This window comes from Flagellimonas lutaonensis (assembly GCF_000963865.1).
Classification (GTDB): Bacteria; Bacteroidota; Bacteroidia; order Flavobacteriales; family Flavobacteriaceae; genus Flagellimonas_A; species Flagellimonas_A lutaonensis.
The window spans coordinates 364706-387189 of record NZ_CP011071.1 but is presented as its reverse complement, the minus strand read 5'-3'; the positions used below and the strand labels follow the sequence as shown (position 1 = coordinate 387189).

The 22484-nt window shown below is 44.8% G+C and carries 26 protein-coding genes; 11 read left to right on the top strand and 15 right to left on the bottom strand.

The window, feature by feature from the left end; translation table 11 throughout:
- Positions 1-51: 51 nt before the first annotated feature.
- Both VC82_RS01810 and VC82_RS01805 read right to left on the bottom strand, forming a co-directional pair.
- Positions 52-1080, bottom strand: a complete 1029-nt coding sequence (locus tag VC82_RS01810; RefSeq protein ID WP_045800863.1) for a DUF2268 domain-containing putative Zn-dependent protease — start codon at positions 1078-1080, stop codon at positions 52-54.
- Between the two features lie 119 nt (positions 1081-1199).
- A complete protein-coding gene (locus tag VC82_RS01805) occupies positions 1200-2036 on the bottom strand; it encodes a DUF4886 domain-containing protein (RefSeq protein WP_045800862.1) in 837 nt (278 codons plus the stop codon).
- 95 nt (positions 2037-2131) lie between these two features.
- Between VC82_RS01805 and VC82_RS01800 the strand changes: the two genes are divergently transcribed.
- Entirely contained in the window at positions 2132-2602 is a 471-nt protein-coding gene (locus VC82_RS01800) for a hypothetical protein (protein ID WP_179944602.1), read from the top strand.
- Here VC82_RS01800 and VC82_RS01795 read toward each other — a convergent pair.
- Genes VC82_RS01795 through VC82_RS01770 form a run of 6 tightly spaced genes read right to left on the bottom strand, consistent with a single transcriptional unit; the run spans position 2594 to position 8682 of the window.
- The gene (locus tag VC82_RS01795; RefSeq protein ID WP_084598255.1) at positions 2594-3925 is read right to left on the bottom strand and encodes a DUF58 domain-containing protein; all 1332 of its coding nucleotides are present in this window, start codon (positions 3923-3925) and stop codon (positions 2594-2596) included. The two genes, VC82_RS01800 and VC82_RS01795, sit on opposite strands and share 9 nt — an antisense overlap.
- Positions 3926-3927: 2 nt before the next feature.
- Positions 3928-4911, bottom strand: a complete 984-nt coding sequence (locus tag VC82_RS01790) for an AAA family ATPase (RefSeq protein ID WP_045800860.1) — start codon at positions 4909-4911, stop codon at positions 3928-3930.
- A complete protein-coding gene (locus tag VC82_RS01785) occupies positions 4898-6109 on the bottom strand; it encodes a DUF4350 domain-containing protein (RefSeq protein ID WP_045800859.1) in 1212 nt (403 codons plus the stop codon). Before VC82_RS01785 ends, VC82_RS01790 begins: the two co-directional genes overlap by 14 nt.
- The gene (locus tag VC82_RS01780) at positions 6102-6839 is read right to left on the bottom strand and encodes a DUF4129 domain-containing protein (RefSeq protein WP_045800858.1); all 738 of its coding nucleotides are present in this window, start codon (positions 6837-6839) and stop codon (positions 6102-6104) included. Before VC82_RS01780 ends, VC82_RS01785 begins: the two co-directional genes overlap by 8 nt.
- A 3-nt stretch (positions 6840-6842) precedes the next feature.
- Positions 6843-7727: a hypothetical protein gene (locus tag VC82_RS01775; protein WP_045800857.1), complete on the bottom strand. Its 885-nt coding sequence runs from the start codon at positions 7725-7727 to the stop codon at positions 6843-6845.
- Positions 7705-8682: a stage II sporulation protein M gene (locus tag VC82_RS01770; RefSeq protein ID WP_045803173.1), complete on the bottom strand. Its 978-nt coding sequence runs from the start codon at positions 8680-8682 to the stop codon at positions 7705-7707. Before VC82_RS01770 ends, VC82_RS01775 begins: the two co-directional genes overlap by 23 nt.
- Before the next feature lie 33 nt (positions 8683-8715).
- Here VC82_RS01770 and VC82_RS01765 point away from each other — a divergent pair, with 33 nt between their 5' ends.
- Positions 8716-9432: an RDD family protein gene (locus tag VC82_RS01765; protein ID WP_045800856.1), complete on the top strand. Its 717-nt coding sequence runs from the start codon at positions 8716-8718 to the stop codon at positions 9430-9432.
- Positions 9433-9713: 281 nt separating this feature from the next.
- Positions 9714-10328, top strand: a complete 615-nt coding sequence (locus tag VC82_RS01760) for a trimeric intracellular cation channel family protein (RefSeq protein ID WP_045803172.1) — start codon at positions 9714-9716, stop codon at positions 10326-10328.
- Positions 10329-10405: 77 nt separating this feature from the next.
- Here VC82_RS01760 and VC82_RS01755 read toward each other — a convergent pair whose 3' ends face one another.
- On the bottom strand, positions 10406-11023 hold the full coding sequence (locus VC82_RS01755; RefSeq protein ID WP_417935066.1) for a peptidylprolyl isomerase: 618 nt from the start codon (positions 11021-11023) through the stop codon (positions 10406-10408).
- Positions 11024-11126: 103 nt separating this feature from the next.
- Between VC82_RS01755 and VC82_RS01750 the strand changes: the two genes are divergently transcribed.
- Positions 11127-11768 carry an NUDIX hydrolase gene (locus VC82_RS01750; protein WP_045800854.1) on the top strand — a complete coding sequence of 214 codons (642 nt, stop codon included), beginning with the start codon at positions 11127-11129 and terminating at the stop codon, positions 11766-11768.
- A 39-nt stretch (positions 11769-11807) separates the two neighbouring features.
- Positions 11808-12617, top strand: a complete 810-nt coding sequence (locus VC82_RS01745) for a lysophospholipid acyltransferase family protein (protein ID WP_045800853.1) — start codon at positions 11808-11810, stop codon at positions 12615-12617.
- Here VC82_RS01745 and VC82_RS01740 read toward each other — a convergent pair.
- The 3 genes from VC82_RS01740 to VC82_RS01730 form a co-directional block, all read right to left on the bottom strand.
- Positions 12614-13255 carry a hypothetical protein gene (locus VC82_RS01740; protein WP_052698857.1) on the bottom strand — a complete coding sequence of 214 codons (642 nt, stop codon included), beginning with the start codon at positions 13253-13255 and terminating at the stop codon, positions 12614-12616. The two genes, VC82_RS01745 and VC82_RS01740, sit on opposite strands and share 4 nt — an antisense overlap.
- A 4-nt stretch (positions 13256-13259) precedes the next feature.
- Positions 13260-13754 carry an RNA polymerase sigma factor gene (locus VC82_RS01735; protein ID WP_045800851.1) on the bottom strand — a complete coding sequence of 165 codons (495 nt, stop codon included), beginning with the start codon at positions 13752-13754 and terminating at the stop codon, positions 13260-13262.
- 208 nt (positions 13755-13962) lie between these two features.
- Complete coding sequence (locus tag VC82_RS01730; RefSeq protein ID WP_045800850.1) at positions 13963-15390, bottom strand: amidohydrolase; 1428 nt, start codon at positions 15388-15390, stop codon at positions 13963-13965.
- 104 nt (positions 15391-15494) lie between these two features.
- Between VC82_RS01730 and VC82_RS01725 the strand changes: the two genes are divergently transcribed.
- Entirely contained in the window at positions 15495-16778 is a 1284-nt protein-coding gene (locus VC82_RS01725; RefSeq protein ID WP_045800849.1) for an NAD(P)/FAD-dependent oxidoreductase, read from the top strand.
- On the opposite strand, the gene VC82_RS01720 is transcribed toward VC82_RS01725, so the two are convergent.
- Positions 16775-17443 carry a lysoplasmalogenase gene (locus VC82_RS01720; RefSeq protein ID WP_045800848.1) on the bottom strand — a complete coding sequence of 223 codons (669 nt, stop codon included), beginning with the start codon at positions 17441-17443 and terminating at the stop codon, positions 16775-16777. The genes VC82_RS01725 and VC82_RS01720 overlap by 4 nt on opposite strands.
- 73 nt (positions 17444-17516) lie before the next feature.
- Positions 17517-18431: a site-specific tyrosine recombinase XerD gene (gene xerD, locus VC82_RS01715; protein WP_045800847.1), complete on the bottom strand. Its 915-nt coding sequence runs from the start codon at positions 18429-18431 to the stop codon at positions 17517-17519.
- Between the two features lie 139 nt (positions 18432-18570).
- On the opposite strand from xerD, the gene VC82_RS01710 reads away from it, so the two are divergent.
- From VC82_RS01710 to VC82_RS01690, 5 genes are all read left to right on the top strand, one after another.
- Entirely contained in the window at positions 18571-19089 is a 519-nt protein-coding gene (locus tag VC82_RS01710; protein ID WP_052698856.1) for a hypothetical protein, read from the top strand.
- A 158-nt stretch (positions 19090-19247) separates the two neighbouring features.
- Entirely contained in the window at positions 19248-19733 is a 486-nt protein-coding gene (locus VC82_RS01705; protein WP_045803170.1) for a porin family protein, read from the top strand.
- Positions 19734-19912: 179 nt separating this feature from the next.
- Entirely contained in the window at positions 19913-20425 is a 513-nt protein-coding gene (locus tag VC82_RS01700) for a hypothetical protein (RefSeq protein ID WP_045803169.1), read from the top strand.
- Between the two features lie 79 nt (positions 20426-20504).
- Positions 20505-20921: a type II 3-dehydroquinate dehydratase gene (aroQ, locus tag VC82_RS01695; RefSeq protein ID WP_045800846.1), complete on the top strand. Its 417-nt coding sequence runs from the start codon at positions 20505-20507 to the stop codon at positions 20919-20921.
- Between the two features lie 73 nt (positions 20922-20994).
- A complete protein-coding gene (locus VC82_RS01690) occupies positions 20995-22170 on the top strand; it encodes a PQQ-dependent sugar dehydrogenase (protein WP_045800845.1) in 1176 nt (391 codons plus the stop codon).
- On the opposite strand, the gene VC82_RS01685 is transcribed toward VC82_RS01690, so the two are convergent.
- Entirely contained in the window at positions 22158-22448 is a 291-nt protein-coding gene (locus VC82_RS01685; protein ID WP_045800844.1) for a DUF3817 domain-containing protein, read from the bottom strand. The genes VC82_RS01690 and VC82_RS01685 overlap by 13 nt on opposite strands.
- Between the last annotated feature and the right edge of the window lie 36 nt (positions 22449-22484).

The following is a 22484-nucleotide window of genomic DNA, read 5'->3' as shown; positions in this document are numbered from 1 at the left end:
ATTGCCCATTGGGTTGCGCAGATTTTTTTTATAAGGTTTAAGTGCAAAGAACTATTCAGGGGCTTGTATAAAGTCTTTGTAGCCACTTTTCTCATAGAATTCTTTTGGTGAGATGTGGTAAATATCCCTCCAAGAATCGGTGCCGTGTACTTTCGTATACTGTTCAATGATCCTGTAGCCCAGAAAATAGCCCATGTTCGTTTCCAAAAGTTTGGTAGGAACCTCGGTAAAAAGGGGTTGGCAGTCGCTGGTTCGGTTGAAATGATAGAGCAGGGGACAGGCACTGTCCAGTGGTTTCATCAAATACGGTTCAAAGCGTTCAAATATCTCCCTCTCGTTTTTTAAGAGCCAGTCGGTCTCAGCTTTTGTGTCAAAAAAGATGGTGCTGTCGGCCTTATTGTACGTACGTTCAAAATAGGTGGCCAGGCCTTCGTCCAAAGTTACGCCGATACCGGTAGCAAAATAGGGGTCATTCCCGATCTGGTTTTCATAGATGGTATGCTCAATTTCGTGGGGTATTACTTTCTTCAGATAGTCTGCGTCCTCAATTTTGTACATCAGGTCAAAGGCCATTGAATACGGATCACAACCGCCTGAAACGCCGTATCCTTCAGGCGGGAAATACGCCAGAAACTTGGCTTCTCCTTTGATGCCGGTCATTTCTTGCACAGCGTTGAGGTGTTTTTTCAAGAGACTGTCGATGTTCTGTTCAAGTAAGAACCTTGTTTGCTTCCAAACGATTGTGTCATATTCGTCAAGGTAGGTCGAATTCCAACGGACTATTTCTTTGGGCGAGTATATCGGTGTGCTGAAAAAGTTGAAGCAGGAGTCAAAAAGATATTGATTGGGCTTGTAGAATTTTTCAACGATCAGCGCGGTATCGAACACACCATCTCTATGGGCCAGCATTTGATTTTTAAAGCCATATTGAAATGTAATTCCGCCCACGACGATGCTGTCGGGGTATTCTTCAAGTGCCTCGTAAATGGCTGATTTTTCACCTTTTCTACGATGATTGCACCCAAAAATGAAGACCATGGCCAAAAGGGATACCATCATGCCAATGTACTTTTTGCTCATTGTGAAGGTGTTTAAACCATATTCTTCAAATTAAGATAAGATATATTTTGCAATGTGTTTTGGAAGTGGTGCGGTTTTAGGATTCGAACTAAATTATGGCAGCAGCACTTACCAATGGCTTATTCCGCAATTTTCTTTAATAAATTCGCTGTATCGGGCTCAATTTTTCCAGTATAATTCAATTCGGAGGCTTTCTTACCTGTCAAGATTTGGTAAAAAATACAGGCGTTTAGAAACGCGCCATATTTGTTTGGATGAATATCGTCATCATAAACATCGATAAATGGGTATTCAGTCAATACCTCATGGAACTTATTTCCGTTATCAGATAGTATAAGCCCATATTTTTCAGCGACCGAATCGTAGGATTTATTGATTAACTTAATTTCTTGTTCCAAGTTTTTTATTTCCGGCGAGCAATATTTATCATTTTCCAATGAATGATTAATGGCCCATTTTGAATAGCAATATTGTTTTGGGTATTCTTTTTTTGACGGCCATGTTTTGAATAAGACGAATTTACACTCCGGATTTAATAAGCGATTTCTTATTTCTGAAATTGCACTTTCAACCTTATATTTTCTGACCTCAGGAATTAAAAGTCTAACAGTTCCTTCTTGAAGTATTACAAAGTCCCAGTCTTTTTCGGCTATTTTAATTTCAGTTTCGGTTTTTTCTCCTTCTTTTTTTATTCGGGTGCTGATCCCATTTTCCGTTCGAGATTCGATAATATTGTCTAAATGTCCTGATAAAGACATTCCAGGGAATGTGCTATGTTCAATGTCGATATTCGGATGTGTCTCATTGACCATTTCTTGTAAAATTTCTGGCATATCATGGTAATAGGTCAAACTATTTCCAATGAATAGAACATCTACTTTTTCCGTCACCCTTTTATCTTGAGAATGACAACATACAGAAATCAGAAGTGTTAAAAGTGGTATGAGGTGATTCATAAATTGAGGGTGCTTAAGTTTATAACTAAATATAAGTTATTTCCCCAAAATGGGAGCTATGCCCATATAGTGACTTTTATTACCTTTACCACTACGTGAAAAAGACCCTATTCATAATCGCCTTGTTGTTGATTGCCAATTTAAATGGGCAGGTCGAACGTGACAAGGCACTCCATTTTTTGGGCGGCAACCTTTATGGCCTTGCCGGCGCGGGCATTGCCAAGCAGCTTTCTGATGGTGACCGCTACTGGACCTTTGCGGGGGCCGTCGGCGGAAGTCTGATGATCGGCCTCGCCAAAGAGGCCGTAGATGCGGGCCAACGTGAAAATGGATGGGACAATGAAGACCTTTTGGCTACGGTGTTGGGTGGCATGACGGTGGGGCTCACCATTGAGCTTTTCACCAATAAAAAACGCCAAAAACGAAGAAATTCATTGGGGTTTACAGATGTGGGCGGAAACCTGCCCGCAGACCCCTTGCTTCTTACCGGTTTCGATACGGTCGATGGGTTGCCCACCATGGCCGAATTGGGCCTCTCGACACAGGTACGCGAAGGGTTACAATAGCCCCCTTGCCTTGATCTCAAGGTATTTGTTGATGGTGTTGATCGTCAGGCTTTCCGGCTTGGTCAGTATGGTCTGAATGCCGTATTGCTGCAACTCTTTTTGCATCAACCGTTTTTCAAGTGAAAACTTCTCGGCAATGGTCTTGTGGTATATGGCCTGCAGGTCTTCGGCATCGGTGGCCATGAGCTTTTCCAACTCTGTATTTTCAAAAAAGATGACCACCAACAGGTGTTTCTTGGCCAAGGCCAGTAGGTAGGGCAGTTGTCTTTTTAGGGAGGAAATGTGCTCAAAATTGGTGTAGAGCAATAAAAGGCTTCGATGGGTGATCTTTCTTTTGGTGTGCGCATACAGCAGTCCGAAATCAGAATCGGTGAATTCGGTCGAGACGTTGTACAGTTTTTCAAGAATGGTATTGAGATGAGTCAGTTTCTGTTGGGCGGGCACAAAGGCTTCTATTTTTTTGGAAAAGGTGAGCAGGCCCACTTTGTCATTGCGTTTAAGGGCCACGTTCGAAAAGGCAAGGGTGGCGTTGATGGCATAATCCAACAACTTGAGCGAATTGAAGGGCATTTTCATGACCCTTCCGGTATCGATAAGGGAGTAGATCGGTTGCGACTTTTCGTCTTGGTATTGGTTGACCATCAGTTGGTTTCGCTTGGCCGTGGCTTTCCAGTTGATGGTTCTCACATCATCTCCCTTGATATATTCCTTTATCTGTTCGAATTCTTGCGTATGGCCGATTCTTCTGATTTTCTTGAGGCCCAACTCTGTAAGCCGGTTGCCGATTGCCAAAAAATCATACTTCTGCATTTGTATGATTGAAGGGTACACGGGCACCATTTGGTCTTTCTGAAAAGTATAGCGTCGTTTGACGATCTGTAAGGGCGACGAGGCGTATACATTCAGGTTGCCAAAGACATATTCGCCCCTTTCCACTGGCCGAACGGAATACTCGTATATGTGGGTTTCTCCTTTCTTCAACAAGATCCTATGCTCAAAATCACGCTTTTGGAACTGTACCGGCAATTCGTCTATGATCGATACATATGTTTTAAAGGGATAGGCCGAAGAGCATGAGATTTTCAGCACATTAAAATCGCTGTTCGATAGTTTTTGGGGCAGTTCACGCTCGGCCTTGATAGCTGATGGTTTGCCGTACAGCAAAAAGATGTCGAGTAAAAAAAGGGCGAGCAATACAAAAACGGCCAGCCAGCAGATGGGATATAAGAACGGTAGCCAATACGACAGCACAAATGCACCGGCCAATAGGGCGATGTACATAAAAAAGGTACCGTGTATGTAGAATGACTTTATAAAACGCAGCATTATCGCGGTACTTCTACAGATTCGGCTATCATGTTGACGACACTCTCGGTGGTCATGCCCTCCATTTCACGTTCGGGTGTTAAGATTATGCGATGGTTCAAAACAGGGTTTAGGGCTTTTTTGACGTCTTCGGGAGTTACAAAATCGCGACCGGTAATGGCGGCAAAAGCCTTGGAAACATACATAACGGCTATCGATGCCCTTGGCGAGGCACCCAGGTACAGGTGGGGGTGGTTTCGGGTGTTGGCAATGATATCGGCGATGTATCTGACGATTTTTTTCTCTACGACCACATCGTGTATCTGCTTTTTGAATTCATCGAGTTTTTTGGACTTCAAGACCACTTCTATATTTTCTTCGGCATTCTTACCCTTTCGTTCGTGGTGTGTTTGAATGATCTGCACTTCTTCTTCGACCGAGGGGTAATCGACCTTTATTTTAAACAAAAACCGGTCCAATTGTGCTTCGGGCAGTGCGTAGGTGCCCTCTTGCTCGATTGGGTTTTGTGTGGCCAGCACCATAAACGGATTGCCCATTGGGTAGGTGGTGCCATCGACGGTGGCCTGCCGCTCTTCCATGGTCTCGAATAGGGCCGATTGGGTCTTTGCAGGGGCCCGGTTGATCTCATCGATTAGAATGACATTCGAGAATATGGGGCCTTTTTTGAACTCGAATTCTGAATTCTTGACATTGAAGATCGAGGTGCCCAGAATATCACTTGGCATTAGATCCGGTGTGAACTGTATGCGGCTGAAGCCGGTATCAAGCGTTTTGGCGAACAGTTTGGCCGTAATGGTCTTGGCGATACCGGGAACCCCCTCTATGAGCACATGGCCATCGACCAACATCGATACGATCAAGAGCTCAATAAAATCTTGTTGGCCCACGATGACCTTGGCGAGTTCTTGTTTGATGCTTTCGACCGTGGTCTTTAATTCTTCAAGGGGAATTCGATTGTCAAAATCCAAATCAGTGTTTTCCATCAATTTTAGCTTTAAATTCTTCTATTCTTTTGTTGAGATGCCCCAGTTCTGCATCGGATACCTTTTGCTGTTTTGTGAGCCGATCGATCAGCGAAAACAGGTTTTTTACATCATCGACCGAGTTGTTGCTGCGTGCCGCCAAATTCCGGTAAAAGGTCTCGTCCCGGTCCAATGTTGGTAAATGTAGCCTCGTGCGGATGTATTCGAGAAAATAGGCCACCTTGTGTTCGACCAGTTCTTTTTGTTGCTTGTTCTCAAAGTACATATTCGCAATGGTACGGGTAAAGGCCAATGTTTGGTTGGTAAGTGGCGTTACCACCGGAATGGCGCGCTGCTTTCTCTTGCCTTCAAAAATAACATAGAACAGGGTGCCGATCAACACGAGATAATAGGCCCACTTGAATTCTTTTGTATTCAAGAAGATGTACATCGGTGAGGTATAGAAACTCTTTCCTGATTTATGGTGGTGGTCTAGGTACACCCGCCCACCTTGTTTGAGGTAAGAAAGAAGGCCTGCGGTGTAGGCACGATTATCATCCTTAAGGATAAAATAATTGGTAAATGCCTTGGGGAACAACGACAAAATAATTTGCCCCTTGCCAAAGGGTTGCCTCACCACATTGATCTTAGGGTCGTTTTTCAAGCTCTCGTCATTAAAGACCTCGCCCAGCACAACAGTGTTCACGGTATCGACCTCGTTGAAGACCTGGGTGTAGTATTCTTTGTCAAAGCTAGCTTGCGCCCTGCCGAGATGTTTGTTCACCAAACGATGGTGATAAACGGGGTTAAGGTCATTGCCATTGTAAAAGCTTATTTGCTCGAGATTGAGCGTATCGAGCAATTGGGGCTCAAAACCTTCAGATGCAATAAAAACCTTATTGCCTTTTGAAACCCAATCCAACAAGGCATCGAGTTCGGCTTCCCCAAAGTTCACCGAATTGTTCACAAAGAAATAAGTGCCCTGTACCGAATCGTTCTGCATTAAAAACTCAAAAGGGGGCGTGTAAACCGGCACCACACTATCGCCCAGTTTTTTGTGTATCAGGTCGTTCAGTACATAGGTACCATAGGGAATCTTGTGCTGGGCCACATACGATGGAAACCAGTTGATTTTTTTTGGCTTGCTGTACTCAACGAGCAATAGCAGCCCAAGGGCTGCGACCGCAATTACCATATATATGCCCCATTTCTTACCCATGGCTTTCTATGGAATTTTGAAGGGCCTTGAAGGTACGCTCGGCTTGTTGGTATTTGGACTCATCTAACTGAAATTCACCGTACCAAACATAGTCGTATAGAAAAGTGGCCTTGGCAAAGGCCTTTTTCAAGCTTCCATTCGATAGTTCATGTAGATAGTCATCGTTGGTTTTTTGCAGTTGCCAATCAATCAGTTCTTTATTCGATAGCAGTTTGAGTATGTACAGATAGTAATAACGAATGGCCAAACGGTAGTTTTTGTTGGCCAAGGCCTCTTTGATGAGATCTTGGATGTTCTCTGACTTGATAATGCGCTCTTCTTCTGTAAGAATGACTGTGTTGGGGTTCTTTTTTGAATCTAAAAACGGACTTACCTGTGACTTTACGAAGAATCGGACCATCAGGTATATCAAGATTACCAGTAATATATAAGGGAGTATCCGTAAGAACAATGAGAGAAATCCTGTGGCTTTTTCGACGCCAAAAATCCATTCGAAAAATCGGTGCAACAGATTATAGAGCCAGTTTTTGATGCCGCTGAGCCAAGTATTCTCTGTCTTTTCAAGGGTATAGTCAAATTTTTCATCGGAACGATAGGTAGATAAATCGTCTTCGTCAATGGTTATACGCTGAAGCCTAGTATCGTCGTACTTTACCGAAACTATGTCATTCTGGGTCAAAGCCGGCACACAGCAGAGCAGTAACAATATGGGCAATAGACGTGTCCACATAAATTATTGTTGAGACGATTTGCCCAGATTTTCGATTCGTTCGTAGGTACCGGTAAAATTCTTTTTTTCGTTGAGGTGAAAATAGATAAGTGCGCCGGCCACCACCGATACCAGGTTGAGCATGAACTGTACCAAAACCGACAAAAGGTTTAAAATTACATAAATGGGGTCTATGAAGCCGTTTGACATTGTTTCGGCATCCATTTCGCCCGAGAATATGCCCATTTTTGCCCACATGTACATGGCCGCGGGTATGTTGAAGGCATAGCCGATAACAGCAACAATGATTCCGATTACCAAAAGCGTACCAAAAGTGGCCCACCAATTATCTTTTACAAGGGTGAAACCATAAGAAAAGGAATCGCCTACACTCTTTCCGTCAAATACCAGAACACTGAACGACAGCATAAGTGGCGGATAGAGGTAGATGCCGGGAATAAAACAGAGCATGAAACCGGCCGCAAGGGCGAGCCCCACCAAAAGCACCAACCCGAAGAAACGCCAAAAATTGGTGTACACATCCCTCTTTACCTCTTGAAAGTCTGCACGCCCTTTATTGTTGGCGTACGAGCGAATATAGTAAAGCACCGTTGCCTGGGCCATGGCATAGCATACAAAAATGCTCACCAAAAAAAGAAACAGGGCAATCAAGATCATAAATGGCCCGACCACCCCATTTGAGGTTTCTATATTGAAGTTCATAATGTCGCCGATGGCGTAAAAATAGAAGCTATATGCTATGAGCATAACCAATAGGTAAGGCCCAACAATTTTGAAGAAAGTGCCAAAAAAAGGTTTGAACTGATTTCTGATAAATCCAAAGGCGTCGGTCAGAATATCGCCCAGTTCACGCTGTTTCTTGAATTCAATGTACGGTGTTTGGTTCATATTGCATTTTTTTGTTAAGCTGGCACGGATAGATCACGTAGTAGAAAACCACTAACGCCAAAGATCCCAGAATAATTGTAAGGGCCAACCAATCGGGCATTTCGGTATGCCGTGTCACAAATCCTTCTAAAAACCCGGCGACAATAAAGAAGGGTACGGTACTGATCATAATTTTTAGTCCGTTCTTGGTTCCGCGCTTAAATGATTCCAGTCTGGTGTAGGTTCCTGGGAAAAGCATGCCATTGGCCAACACCAAGCCTGCACAGCCCGCGATTATGATCACCGATATTTCTATGGTACCGTGGATCCATACCGTGCGAACAGATTCCCATAACAATTCCTTTTCATAAAAAAAGTACTGAAAACTGCCCAACATGATGCCGTTTCTGAGCAATATCATCAAGGTGCCGATACCCAAAAAAATGCCGAACGCAAAGGCATAAATGGCCACTTTAATATTGTTTATGGTGATTCCCAAGAACATATTGAAGGCTCCCTGCTCTTTGTAAACTGCCATGGGGTCGCCCTTTTCAATGTTTTCGAGGGTCATGTTCACGTACCCATCGCCCAGTATGGAGCGAACAAAATTGCCTTCGTTTGCCGAAGAAAAGGCCCCGACCGCCACAAAAAATGAAAACACCAAAAAAGAAATCAACAGCTCACGTCTATGCCCGTAGAACATGGTGGGGAACTCGGTTTTCCAAAACGATACAATACGGTTCTTCGATTCACGTTTGGTCTTATAGATTTTTTGATGGGCTTGTGAAGCCAGTGAGTTCAGGTAAAACTCGGTATTGCTGCCCGGGTAAAAGGTCTTGGCATAACTGAGATGGTCGGTTATTTCTATATAGAGGTCTGAGAGCTCATCAGGGGGCATTTGCGCTTTGTGGTTGAGTACATTTTCAAAAGCAGCCCATTTGTCCTTATTTTGTTTTACGAAAGCAGCCTCTCGCATGTAATAGGGGTTTATGGGTAAAGAAACTAAAATATGAACCAATTTCAAATAGAAACGGCCCAAAATGTAAGCATCACCCAAAATACCGCCAATTTGGGTGACCGGATGTTGGCCTACATTATCGACAGCTTTGTAATATGGGTCTACACCATTCTAATGTTCTTGCTATTGGCCTCTTTGGAAATTGATTTTGCCGATATGTGGGCATTGTACCTGTTATTGGGGCTGCCTGCATTTCTTTACTATCTGCTTTTTGAAACCTTTACCGACGGAAGGACCATTGGTAAGGGATTGATGTCTATTCGCGTGGTCAAGTTGGACGGTTCCAAGCCCAGTTTTGGCAATTATTTTGTACGCTGGGTCTTGCGTATTGTCGATGTGACCATTACATCGGGCGGTGCGGCCGTATTGACAATCCTTATCAGGGGCAATGGGCAGCGCATAGGTGATATTGCCGCGGGCACCACGGTAATCAGCGAAAAGAAAAAGGTGGCCCTGCACAATACCATTTTAAGGGAACTGCCTGAAGATTACAAACCGCAATTTGCCCAGGTTACGGTGTTCAATGACCGTGAAATGCAGACCATCAAAGAACTTTACGACAAGGCCATTCGAAATGGCAACCACAACGTAATCATATCACTTGATAGGCGGATCAAAGAGGTCACCGGTATCACCACCACCTTGAGACCGATCGATTTTGTGGATGTTGTAATCAAGGATTATAACTATTATACCCAAAAAATGTAGCCCCGGCCCCCACAGGGGGGGGGTCGTATCGTGGAGTGCCAATTTTCAAGTTCAAATATCAAACACTAATTCAAGAATTATTTGCGAAAATTCGTGACATTCGTGCCCATGTATTTATGATTTTAGAATTACGAATGATTGGATTATTTCTATGTGAAACTCAGCGATTCTCTGGCTAGCTTGGTTAAATAGCCTTTTAAAGCCCAGTCACAAAGGCATTTGTGTAAATCAGTGAAATTCGTATCTGTTTTTCAAGTCAATTTTTTAACATTTGCAGTATGTTGTTTTACGAGCTCATCGATATTCTGGGCACCATCGCCTTTACTATTTCGGGGGTGCTTATAGCAATGGAAAAACGCCTCGACCTTTTTGGGGTGGTCATCATTGCCTTTGTGACCGCCATCGGTGGGGGCACCCTGCGCGATTTATTGATCGGCAATGTGCCGGTGGTTTGGATGCGCGACCTCACCTACGTGATCACCATTCTGTCAACGGTGGTATTCGCCATTGTTTTTGTGAACCAGCTGAAATATTTTAGAAAGTCTCTTTTCTTGTTCGATACCATCGGTATCGGGCTGTATACCATGGTCGGCATCGAAAAGGGGCTTCAAGCAGAACTGCAGCCCATCATTTGCATTGCCCTCGGTACCATTACCGCAAGCTTTGGTGGGGTTATCAGGGATATTTTGTGCAATGAGATTCCTGTGATCTTTAGAAAGGAAATATATGCCACGGCGTGCATTGTGGGAGGCGCCTTTTATTTTTTGCTGCTCCAATTCCCCATTCAGGAAGCCTATGCGTACTCTGCAGGCATCCTGGTGGTCATCACCATTCGGTTGTTGGCCGTTAAATTGGGTATCAGGCTTCCCAATATTTACAAGGAAAAAAGTACCTGATTCCAATGCGGTGTCCCATTAATATCGGCCCTTGTCCCATATAAAATATAAATGGCAAATCTGGAGTAGAACCCGTGTCAATCCAGTACTTCTGCCTTTTCGATGTACACATTCTGAAGCGGCCAATCGCCATCGCCCACGGGTACATTGTTGATGGCGTCCACCACATCCATACCCTCGATGACCCGCCCGAAAGGGGTATACGAACCGTCCAAGTGATACGATCCCGGCTTGGTCACCACAATAAAGAACTCATAGGGCGAGGCCAGTTTATGGGGATTGTCGCGTTCGCTACTGGGCATAGAAATAACGCCACGATGGTGCTTGTAGCCCTTCTTGGCATCTGGGGGCAAAAGATAACGGCCGATTTCCCTGCGTTTGTTGGCAGTTTTTCTATCATCGGAATTGCCCCCTTGGATGATGAAATCTTTCACCACCCGGTGAAATTGGGTATTGTCGAAATACCCCTTTCTGGTCAGGTAAATGAAGTTTGCCCTGTGGTAGGGCACATCATCGAAAAGCTGAATCGTGAAACTGCCCATGGAAGTGGTCAGTTTTACCTTGTTTTGTGATAGGGTGTCCGCATAGTTGAAAAAGAAGTCGATGGCGTTTTCTTCGGTGAGCACAAACTTTTCCCTTTCCTCTTCCGATGCCGTTTCCTTGTCTTCTTTGGCGGTTGCAAGCGTATCGGACATGATTGGTTCTTGCTGTTTTGGCACGGCACTTTCTTTTACTTTCTCGTTGCACGAAACCAAAAAAAATAATACTATACTTGTAACGTGCGTGAATCTCTGCAACATGAATTTTGATGATTTTTATCAGCAGGCCCTAAAAATAAAAAATCTACCACTTCCAGGGGCCGATTCACATTATAAAATGGCCCCAGAGGTGCGTATGAAGTTGCTGAAATCAAAAAACTTCAAAGACCGGAACCCCAAAAAGGCTGGGGTAATGGCCTTGTTCTATCCCGATTTACGCTATACGACCCATCTATTGCTAATTCTGAGAAATGCCTACCCTGGGGTACATTCGAACCAAATTGGTTTCCCCGGGGGCAAGATGGAGAAACACGATAAAGACCTTTTGCACACTGCGCTTCGTGAAGCCCGTGAAGAAGTTGGCCTAAGACCCGAGAATGTCGAGGTCATCAGAGAACTTACCGACCTCTACATACCGCCCAGCAATTTTATGGTGACCCCATTTCTGGCTCTTGGCAAGGCACCACAGCGGTTTGTGCCCGATAAAACCGAAGTAGAGGCGTTGGTTGAGGTGCCGTTGGACGAATATCTGAACGATGGCAACCTGATCCAGCAAAAACTGAGCACCTCGTACGCCCAGAATATCGATGTACCGGCCTTTAAGTTAAAGGGTTATGTCGTGTGGGGCGCCACGGCCATGATGCTAAGTGAAATCCGGGAACTTTTGCGACAAGTGCTTTGACCCTGTTTTTGTAAATTAGCGCACTCAATTTACAACTGCATGGCACTGTTTAAAAGAAATCCTTTCGGACATATTCTTTTTTTCAAGAAATGGCTCATCCGTATCTTGGGTCTGATGACACACAGGCGGTACAAAGGTTTTAACGAACTACAGATCGAGGGGTCTGAGGTCATTCGAAGTTTACCTGACACCAATGTGTTGTTTGTAAGCAACCACCAGACCTATTTTGCCGATGTGGTGGCCATGTTTCATGTCTTCAATGCAAGTTTGGCCGGTCGTGAAGATAGCATTAAGAACATCGGTTATCTCTGGAAACCCAAACTCAACATTTACTATGTCGCCGCCAAAGAGACCATGAAAAAAAGTCTCTTGACCAAATTGTTGGCGTATGCAGGGTCTATCAGTATCGAACGAACATGGCGGGCAGATGGCCAAGAGGTTAAGCGGCATGTCAAGTTTAGCGATATTTCGAACATAGGGAAAGCCCTACAAGATGGATGGGTCATAACTTTTCCACAAGGAACCACAACTCCATGGAAACCACTGCGCAAGGGAACTGCACATATAATAAAAAAATACAAGCCGATTGTTGTACCTGTGGTAATCGATGGGTTTCGTAGGTCGTTCGACAAAAAGGGCCTGTATATCAAAAAGAAGGGCATTCTGCAATCAATGCAGATAAAGGAACCGTTGGAGATTGATTACGACAACGAGTCGGTCGAGGAAATCATTGAGAAACTGGAGTATGCCATCGAGCAGCACCCTTCGTTTCTAAGGGTTATTCCCGAAGAGGAATTGGCCGCCTACGAGGCCGACCACCAAAAAAGAAAGTACAGCCATCGAAATTAGATTTCAAGCTTTTTCAGTTCGCGGTAGTTTTCATTGAGACGTTTTAAAAGAATTCCGTAGAGAATACGGTAGAACAACCATAACAGGAAAGCAAAGAAACCAATGGACACCAACAATGCAATACATACGCCCAACCAAAGCAAAATACTGTTCTCGGCCTCTGCGATCATGGTCTTCAGCTCGATTCGTGGGTCGTAATTTACATACTCGATAAATACAATTACCATCATTACCGCAAATACCCCCAGATTGAACCAAACATATTGCATCACCGTTCTTCTGACCACGATAATGTTCTTCATAAGATTTTTGGCCGAATCGGTGACACTTATTTTTTTGAAATTTTGGTAGAACTTGACAATGAAATAAGCCACTGCAGCATATCGGATAATTTCGAGCCCCATTTCTATGCTTTGGAGGATAATGGCACCCTCTGCCATGAGTTTGCCACCGGGCACGGGCACAAAGAACAGAATGATCCAGAAGAGAAATTCGGCGATACTGATATAGAATATCCATTTGACGACCGAGGAAGACTTGCGCCTGACCATTTTATAGATTTCGTCGTAGCTGAGCCTGGGCAACTGCCCCTTTTTCTGTTGCCAATCCTTTTTTAAGAGTTCCAGTTCATCCATCATAACCTTACGGATTTAGTATGGTTCTTAGTTTGTTTTTGATGCGGTTCATTTTTACCCTTGCGTTCACCTCGGAGATACCGAGGGTTTCAGCAATCTCTCGGTAGTCTTTGTCCTCTAAGTACAAAAAGACTACCGCTTTGTCAATATCGCCCAGTTGCTTGATGGCATCATACATCAGTTTCAATTGGCGTTCTTCGGTATCGTCATATTCGTTCGCCTTGATCTTATAGATGACCGAATCGTAATCTTGTGTCTTGACCCGTCGCTTTGACTTTCTGTAAAGGGTAATGGCCGTGTTCAGCGCCACCCTGTACATCCACGTACTGAACTTTGATTCGCCCCTGAATTTCGGGTAGGCCTTCCATAGCTGAATAGTGATTTCTTGAAAGAGATCGTTGTGCGAATCCCTGTCATTCGTATACAAGCTACAGACCTTGTGAACAATGTTCTGGTTGTTCTCAAGTTCAGTTACAAAGCGATGTTCGAGTTCTTTGGTCACTGATTGGGTTGGGTAGTTTTATGGTTAGTAGGATGTTTGATCGATTTGTTACAATGTTCAAGGGTCTAAGTTTGGGCCAAGCTATAACATCTTGATTTTCAAATTTGAAGTGTACGGTGTTCCAAAGGCAAAATTGGCCTTATGGCCAAATTATGGTTCTTTGAACATAACTATACCCTAGCTTGCAACCCTTCTAAAGGATTATGACCTATTTTCTATAATCCAAAGCCGGGGGGCGGTCACCCAATAAGGGCTTATATACAAAATCAGGGCCCCTGCGCTCTTCAAACTCCTGTTTTGCCTTTTTGACAATGCTGGGGTCAGAGAACAGATCAATCGCTGTTGAGGTCAAGGTTTTGGCGGCGACCATCATTCCCTTTTTTCCAATGGTCGTGCCACCGGCGGCAACCGCTTGCCAACTATGGGCCGGGGTGCCCGGTACCCAAGTGGCCGTTCCGAATCCGACGGTTGGGGTCACAAAACTAACGTCGCCCACATCGGTGGATCCATAGGCGCGCGCCACCTCTTTATAGGGTTGTACCGATCTGGCCATTTCCACATTGGCTTTTTCTTGCCCCAAACTTTGGGCTATTTTATCGGCAAAGGCCTTTTCTTCGGGTGTATACTCGATTCCGCCAATTTCAGAGAGGTTTTCGTGTACCAATTTTTGGAGGGTCAGGTTGGGCAATAGCTCGTGGACCCCGTTGACCAGTTCATATTCCATGGTGGTACCGGTTCCGAGGGCGGCCCCTTCACCAGCTTTTACGATCCTATTGAAAATATCGCGCACCACGTCCCTGCTATTATGGCGGGCGTAGTAATAGACCTCCGCAAAATCGGGCACCACATTGGGGGCCTTTCCACCGTCGGTGATAACATAATGTATTCGGGCTTCTTGCGGAATATGCTCACGCATCATATTGACCATTACGTTCATGGCCTCGACACCGTCAAGTGCTGAACGCCCCATTTGTGGCGCCCCGGCGGCATGGGCCGAAACACCTTTGAACCTGAATTTGGCCGAAATGTTGGCAAGTGCGGCTGCGGCACTGGCGGCGTTCTGTGAGCTTGGGTGCCAATGTAGGGCCACATCAACATCGTCAAAAAGACCCTCTCGAGACATATACACTTTTGCACCGCCCCCTTCTTCTGCCGGACACCCATAGAAACGTATGGTGCCCTCACGTTTGCTGGTGCTCAACCAATTTTTGGTGGCAATGGCAGCTGCAGCCGATGCCGTGCCAAAAAGATGGTGTCCGCAGGCATGGCCTGCTTCCCCACCGGCAGGCTTCTTTTCAGGAACCGCTTGTTGCGACAAACCCGGCAGGGCATCAAATTCCCCTAAAATGGCTATCACCGGATATCCGCTACCATACTCGGCGATAAATGCGGTCGGAATGTTCGCAACCCCCGTTTTAATCGAAAAACCTGCTTCTTTCAAGGTTTTTTGCAACAGCGCCGAACTTTTTTCCTCCAAATATCCCATCTCGGCCCAATCCCATATTTGTTGGGCAATGGTACTGTATTCGTCGTATTGGGCCTCCAATGTGTTGAAAACATCCTTTTTTGTTTTTTGGGCCGAAACGGCCATAAAGGCAAATAGTAAAAGAATCGATAGGGGGACTATTTTTTTCATGTGGCAAGTATGGTTAATCGTTAGGCTAAATATAATAAAAATGGCAGTAGGTATTTTTAGGGGCACTTGGTGCGAATGTTTACATTTGTGCTATAATTCTTCCTATGAACATTCCGCAGTCAAGTCATCCCAGAATCATCATCATCGGTGGCGGTTTTGGTGGTATTTCATTGGCCAAAAAGCTGGCAGGGCAAGAGGTTCAGGTGGTTTTGATGGACAAACACAACTACCACACCTTTCAACCGCTCTTATATCAGGTTTCAACCGGGGGGCTTGAGCCCGATTCCATAGCCTATCCGATCAGAAAGGTATTGCAGGGGTACGACAATTTTTACTTCAGGCTGGCAGAGGTCAACCAGATAGAAACCGATAAGCGGATTGTCAAGACCAATATCGGCGACCTAAAATATGATTACCTCGTGGTTGCAGTGGGCACCGAGACCAATTTTTTCGGCAATAAGACCCTGCAGCAGAACAGTATGGCCATGAAAACCATACCGCAGGCCCTGAACCTCAGAAGCCTGATTTTGGAAAATTTTGAGCAGGCACTCTTGACCGATGATTACCACGAACGTGAGGCACTTATGAATTTTGTCATTGTAGGGGGAGGGCCTACTGGGGTTGAGTTGGCCGGTGCATTGGCAGAGATTAAGAAAGGAATCTTGCCCAAAGATTATCCAGATCTTGATACCCGAAGGGCGCAGATCAACTTGGTGCAGGGTGGCGACAGACTGTTGCCCGCCATGAGCGAGATCGCTTCAAAAAAAGCAGAGGACTTTTTGGAAAAACTGGGTGTGAACGTTTGGAAGAACATACGGGTCACCGGCTATGATGGTAGATTGGTCACCACCGATACCGAAACAAGTTTTGAAACGGCCACCTTGGTTTGGGCAGCTGGCGTGAAAGCAGTATCCATCAAGGGATTGGATGCCAAGAATTTTGTGACCCGATGTAACCGATTGAAAATCAATAGGTTCAATCAAGTGGAAGGTTTTGACAATGTATTTGCCATTGGCGATGTGGCCCACATGGAAACGGAGGCGTTCCCCAACGGGCATCCGATGATGGCACAACCGGCCATACAGCAGGGCAGGCTTTTGGGCAAGAACTTGATTCGATTGATAGCGGGAAAGCAAATGGAGCCCTTCACCTATAAAGATAAAGGCAATATGGCCACCATTGGCCGCAATAAGGCCGTCTGTGATCTGCCGAATTTCAAGTTTCAGGGTGTTTTCGCTTGGTTTGTATGGATGTTCGTACACCTCTATTTTTTGATTGGTTTCCGTAATAGGGTAGTGGTCTTCATCAATTGGGTTTACAACTATATCCGTTTTGACAGGGAGGCGCGGCTGATCATCCGACCCTATAAAAAAGAGTTCAAGGCTTAAGGTTTTTTGGCTGCCGTAATTCCTCCCAAAACAATCAACAATTGGGCCAGGGCATAGGTGAGCATAATGGCGACCGCCGCCATTTCAAAAGCCAGGTAGAACTTGTTCAGCGCCAATAAAGAGTCGGAAACCATAAAACTTAAGGCCCCGAAAAGAAATAGGCGGTAACTGACACTATTGGTAAATGGCTTTCTCAAAAAAGCCACCAATACAAGAAGTAACAGCACAAGCATGTAAACGATGACATAGGGCAATAGGTTGCCAACGTTTGGAAGTATGAGGTAGAGTATGGCCAAGGCATACAAGGCCAAGAGGTTTCCGTACACCAAAGTGCTCTTTTTCGCGAACATCGATTTTTTTAAGAATACCGATAAATACATCAAGTGGGCCAACAAAAAAGACAACAGACCTCCTATGAAAAAGAGGGGAGAAGATTCATCAAACATCAGCAATACATCACCCGATAGAGAGAACAATAGTCCCAGCCCCAAGAATTTTTTTGCCCGTGCAGGGAGTTCGCTTTGGAAAAACAAAAATATCAGTAGCGAAATCGTAATGGCAGGCTTCGAAATAAAGCGCACCCCTGCCAGTGAATCATTTGAACAGGCCACAAGTTCCAGAAGAACGATGGCAAAAAAAAGCCAAAGAAAGCGTTGGAATCCCATTTTCAAAAGCCAATATATGGGTTTGCAAGTATTTTGCTTAAAAATATTCCTTTTTGCATCGTTTCGCTTTCGATCAAGATTTTACATACGTTTGTTTCCGTGGGTGGTATTGCTTCACCACCTCGGTCAAGTGTTTTCGGTCTACGTGCATGTAAACCTCGGTGGTGGTAATGCTCTCATGGCCCAACATTTGCTGAATGGCCCGCAGATCGGCGCCATTTTCGAGCAGATGGGTAGCAAATGAGTGCCGAAAGGTGTGCGGGCCGATATTTTTTTTCAGGCCGATCTTTTCAGCGAGGCGTTTGATGATGGTATAGATCATTGCACGGGTAAGCTGTTTGCCCCTGCGGTTCAAAAATAAGATGTTCTCATGGCCCGCTTTGGGCGTTTGGTGCGCCCTGATCTCATTTCGATATATATTGATGTATTTCTGTGTGGTATCGCCCACGGGCACAAAACGCTGTTTGTTGCCCTTTCCGGTCACTTTTACAAAACCTTCATCAAAATACAGGTCTGAGAGTTGCAGCTCCACCAATTCAGAAACCCGGAGACCACATCCGTAGAGCGTTTCCAAAATGGCCTTGTTTCGTTGTCCCTCTGGCTTTGAAAGGTCAATGGCCGCGATCAGCCTGTCTATCTCCTCTGTGGAAAGCGTATCGGGCAGTTTTCTACCGATTTTAGGTGATTCGATCAAATCCATTGGGTTGTCGGGCCGGTAATCCTCAAAGATCAGATAATTGAAAAATCCCCTTAGTCCAGAAATAATACGCGCTTGTGAACGTGCATTGACCACTTTGGGCAGTTCAAACACGAAACGTTGAATGGTCTCTTTTTGGATCTCAACAGGTTTTTCGTCAAGTTCGTGCTCCTCTAAAAAATCGATTAACTTCTGTAGGTCGAGGGAATAACCGCTGATGGTGTTGGCCGAGAGTCCACGCTCGATTTTGAGATATTGCCTATAATCTTCTACTGCTTGACGCCAATTCATGCGCTAAAGATAAGGCACACCGACAACTGATTTTATCAATCAATAGTAGTTTTATAAGGTAAAGCTCGAGACGTAATTCAAATAATCACGGTATTTCTGCGTTCTTATCTAGATTTTAACCAGTAAAACCACCAAACATATGAGAAAAGCAACTACCACCTTTTTTATGTGCCTCTTGGCCATTTTTTGTGCCGAGGCACAAGTTGACAGAGACAGTTTCCGTGCGGGATTTCATGCCCAACTTCCCATTGGGGATGCCGGTGATGTATCAAGCTTTGGCTTGGGCCTAGATTTAGCGTACCATGTGGGCGTTAACAAGTTAATCGATTTAGGAGTAGCTACCGGGTTCACCAATGCTTTTGGAAAAACCGAAACCGTTTCTGGAGGCGGTATTACCATAGAGGCCGAATTTGATAACGTACAGTTTCTGCCCATTGCCGCATTGGTGCGCTTATACCCGACCAAAGGGGTTAATTTTGGAGCCGATGTGGGTTATGCCGTTGGTATTAGTTCGGGCAACGATGGTGGTTTGTATTATCGTCCTACCTTGGCCTTTACCATTTCAGGAACAACAGAATTGGCACTTTCGTACACAGGTGTGGAACTTGATGGCGGTAGCTGGAATACGGTCAATGCCGGGGTACTTTTTCTTTTCTAACGCAGGCCACAAATCCATATGACTTTTAGGAAAGGGCACCATGTGCCCTTTTTTTTGCCGGAACAGGCCGAATACTGGAGGTTTTGATAATGAATATGCTGCTGATACTTAAAGATCGTTGTTTCGTATCTTTGAAGGGAAACACTAAAAAACGTATCATGAAAAAAACAATTCTTACAGTACTCGCAGTGTGCGCTTTGGCATTTACAGCAGCGGCCCAAGAGGGTTTTGCTGTCAAAGCCGGACTCAATAACGTGACCATTGATGTAGATGGTTTTGGATCTGAGAGCGAACTTGGTTTCTATTTAGGTGGAAGCTATACGTTCGAAACGAGTGGAGAAATTGACATTGAGCCATCGTTGCTTGTGAGCATCGTTGATGACCTTACGGCGCTTTACATACCAGTTATGGCCAAATACAACATCTCAGACCAATTCAATCTTCAGGCTGGGCCACAGATCAACTATATCTTGGAAGATAATTTTGATCAAGGTGCTTTTGGTCTGGACCTGGCCCTAGGTGCGGCCTTTAACATAACCGAGCAATTCTTTGTTGAAGCACGTTATGGTTTCGAAATTGTACGCGATTTAGAAAATGCGAACATCAACACATTGACTGTAGGTGTTGGATATAAAATAAACTAAACCGATTAAGTTTGGGTATAAATGGGGGCCAACGCCCCCGTTTTTTTGTGCCCAATAATATTTTCATGTGCTGTTTTCGTGCTATCACATCATTTAATCGTTGTTTCACAACAAACCCTATGTGCGTGGCGCAGGTACAACTACATTTGCCCCCAACAAAAATCATTAAAATTTCAATTATGAAAAAAGTACTATTGACTGCACTATCGATTTTTGGTACGATTGCCCTAATGAATGCCCAAAGTGGCAATTCTGGGCAAACTTCTGAGGGTTCTTGGTTCTTGGAAGCCAACACCGGTTCTTTTTCTACCGGAAACACCTCATTTTCACTTACTTCAAGCGATGGAAACACCTCTTGGTCCATAGGTGGTGATGTAGGTTATTTTGTTGCCGAAGATTTAGCGATCAAAGGCGGCTTGGGATATACGGATGTAGGTATTGGTGACGGATTTCTTGTCTATAAGGTCGGCGCCAAGTACTATTTGAACGGTCAGATTCCCTTGGGAGCTGATTTCACGGGAATCTCTTCAGATGGCAATGGTGCCAGTTGGATAGGTCTTCAGGGCGGCTATGCCATTTTTTTGGGTGACATGGTGGCCATTGAACCCGGTATTCGCTATAACCTTACCCTTGATGAGGCCGATGCAGACAGCATTTTTCAAGCTTTTGTAGGATTTACGATTTTCCTATAGTCATCAAGTTTATAATTTTATTGGAACGGGGGCACAGCCCCCGTTTTTTTATGCCTTGAAATTATCGTTACTTTACCCCATGAAAATCATCATCATCAATGGACCGAATCTAAACTTGCTCGGTAAACGGGAACCTGAGGTGTATGGCGACACCACCTTCGAGAATTATTTCTCAAAACTCCAGTTTAAGTTCAAAGACATCCATCTTGAGTATTTTCAGTCGAATATAGAGGGTGAGTTGATCGGCAAATTGCAAGAAGTAGGCTACACGCACGATGGTATTGTGCTCAATGCAGCGGCCTATACCCATACCTCGGTTGGTATCGGTGATGCCGTGAAGGCCATAGAGGCACCGGTTGTCGAAGTTCATATTTCAAATACTTTCGCTAGAGAAGAGTTTAGGCATGTTTCCTATATTTCGCCCGTGGCCAGAGGAGTGATCTTGGGTTTTGGCCTGCAGAGCTATGATTTGGCCATACAGAGTTTTATAGAGTAAACAAGTAGTCTTTCTGGGGCTTGGTAAATCCGTAAACGTGATTTATCCGTATCTTTAATAAAAGCCCCCTATTATGAAACCCTACCTGCTGCCACTTTTTCTATGTATCACAGTCCTTGTTTCCTGCAACGCTACAAAAGAAGACGATTCGATGACCGATGATGGTCAAAGTGATGATGGCAATGGTACAAGCCTTGTCTTCGTCAATGCCTTTCCCAACCTGAACTTTGATCGCCCCTTGGATTTTCAGACCCCAAATGATGGCAGTGGGCGTGTGTTTGTGGTGGAACAGGGAGGTGTTATAAAAGTATTTGAAAACGATGCCACTGTTGAAGAAACGGCGATTTTTCTTGATATCAGCAATAAAATAGGCACTAACGCCAATGAACAGGGACTTTTGGGCCTAGCCTTCCACCCAAATTTTGAATCCAATGGCTATTTTTATGTGAACTATACACCGACAGAAACCCTCTCGGTCACCTCACGGTTTCAGGTCTCATCGGCGAATGCAAATGGAGCAGACCCCAACTCAGAGCAGATTTTATTGGAGATTGCACAACCCTATACCAACCACAACGGTGGCCAGTTGGCCTTTGGCCCCGACGGGTATCTTTATATTGCCTCTGGAGATGGCGGTTCTGGTGGCGATCCCCAGAACAATGCGCAGAACCGCTCAAATCTTTTGGGGGCCATTTTGCGGATTGACATAGACAATGTTTCGACCGGATTGAACTATGCCATTCCAGCTGACAATCCATTTATTGGTGAAAATGGCGTGCGTGGGGAAATCTTTGCATTCGGACTTCGAAATCCGTGGCGGATGAGCTTTGACGACCAAACGGGGGAACTATGGTCGGGCGATGTGGGCCAGGGCGAACGTGAAGAAATAAACATCATCGTATCTGGGGGCAATTTTGGCTGGAAGCTTTTTGAAGGCACTTTTTGCTTTTCGGGCGACTGTGACGATACCGGGCTTGAGCCACCGATTTTTGAGTACAACCATGATGCGGGCGATAAATCGATTACCGGTGGTTTTGTTTACCGGGGCAATGCCGTTGCCTCGCTTCAGGGCAAGTACGTTTACGCTGATTTTATCAGTGGCCGTATTTGGGCATTGACCCTTGATGGGAGTGATAATGAGATATTGTTCAATACCGGTCTGAACATTGCTTCCTTCGGTGTGGACGCGCAAAACGAGCTCTATTTTTGCGCTTTTGATGGCAGCATCTACACATTTCAAGAAGAATGATCCAATGGCTTCAGGTACTTTTTATCCGCATAAAAAGTTCCGAACGGCAATAGTGAGGCAATCAGCAAAATTGCGGTTCTTCTAAGTCCCCATTTTCGTTCACGAACAAAAACAATGGCGATTACCACGTAGGCAATGAACAGGAAACCGTGTGCATAGCCCACTACTTTGTTGGGTTCGGTCATGTCGGCCCAGTATTTCAATGGCATGGTGAGCGCGAACAACAGTAGGTACGATATGCCCTCTAAAATAGCCGTTATACGGAAAGCGGTAAGCATATAAAAAGTTTATGGGTTTATAAGTTTAAAAGTTCA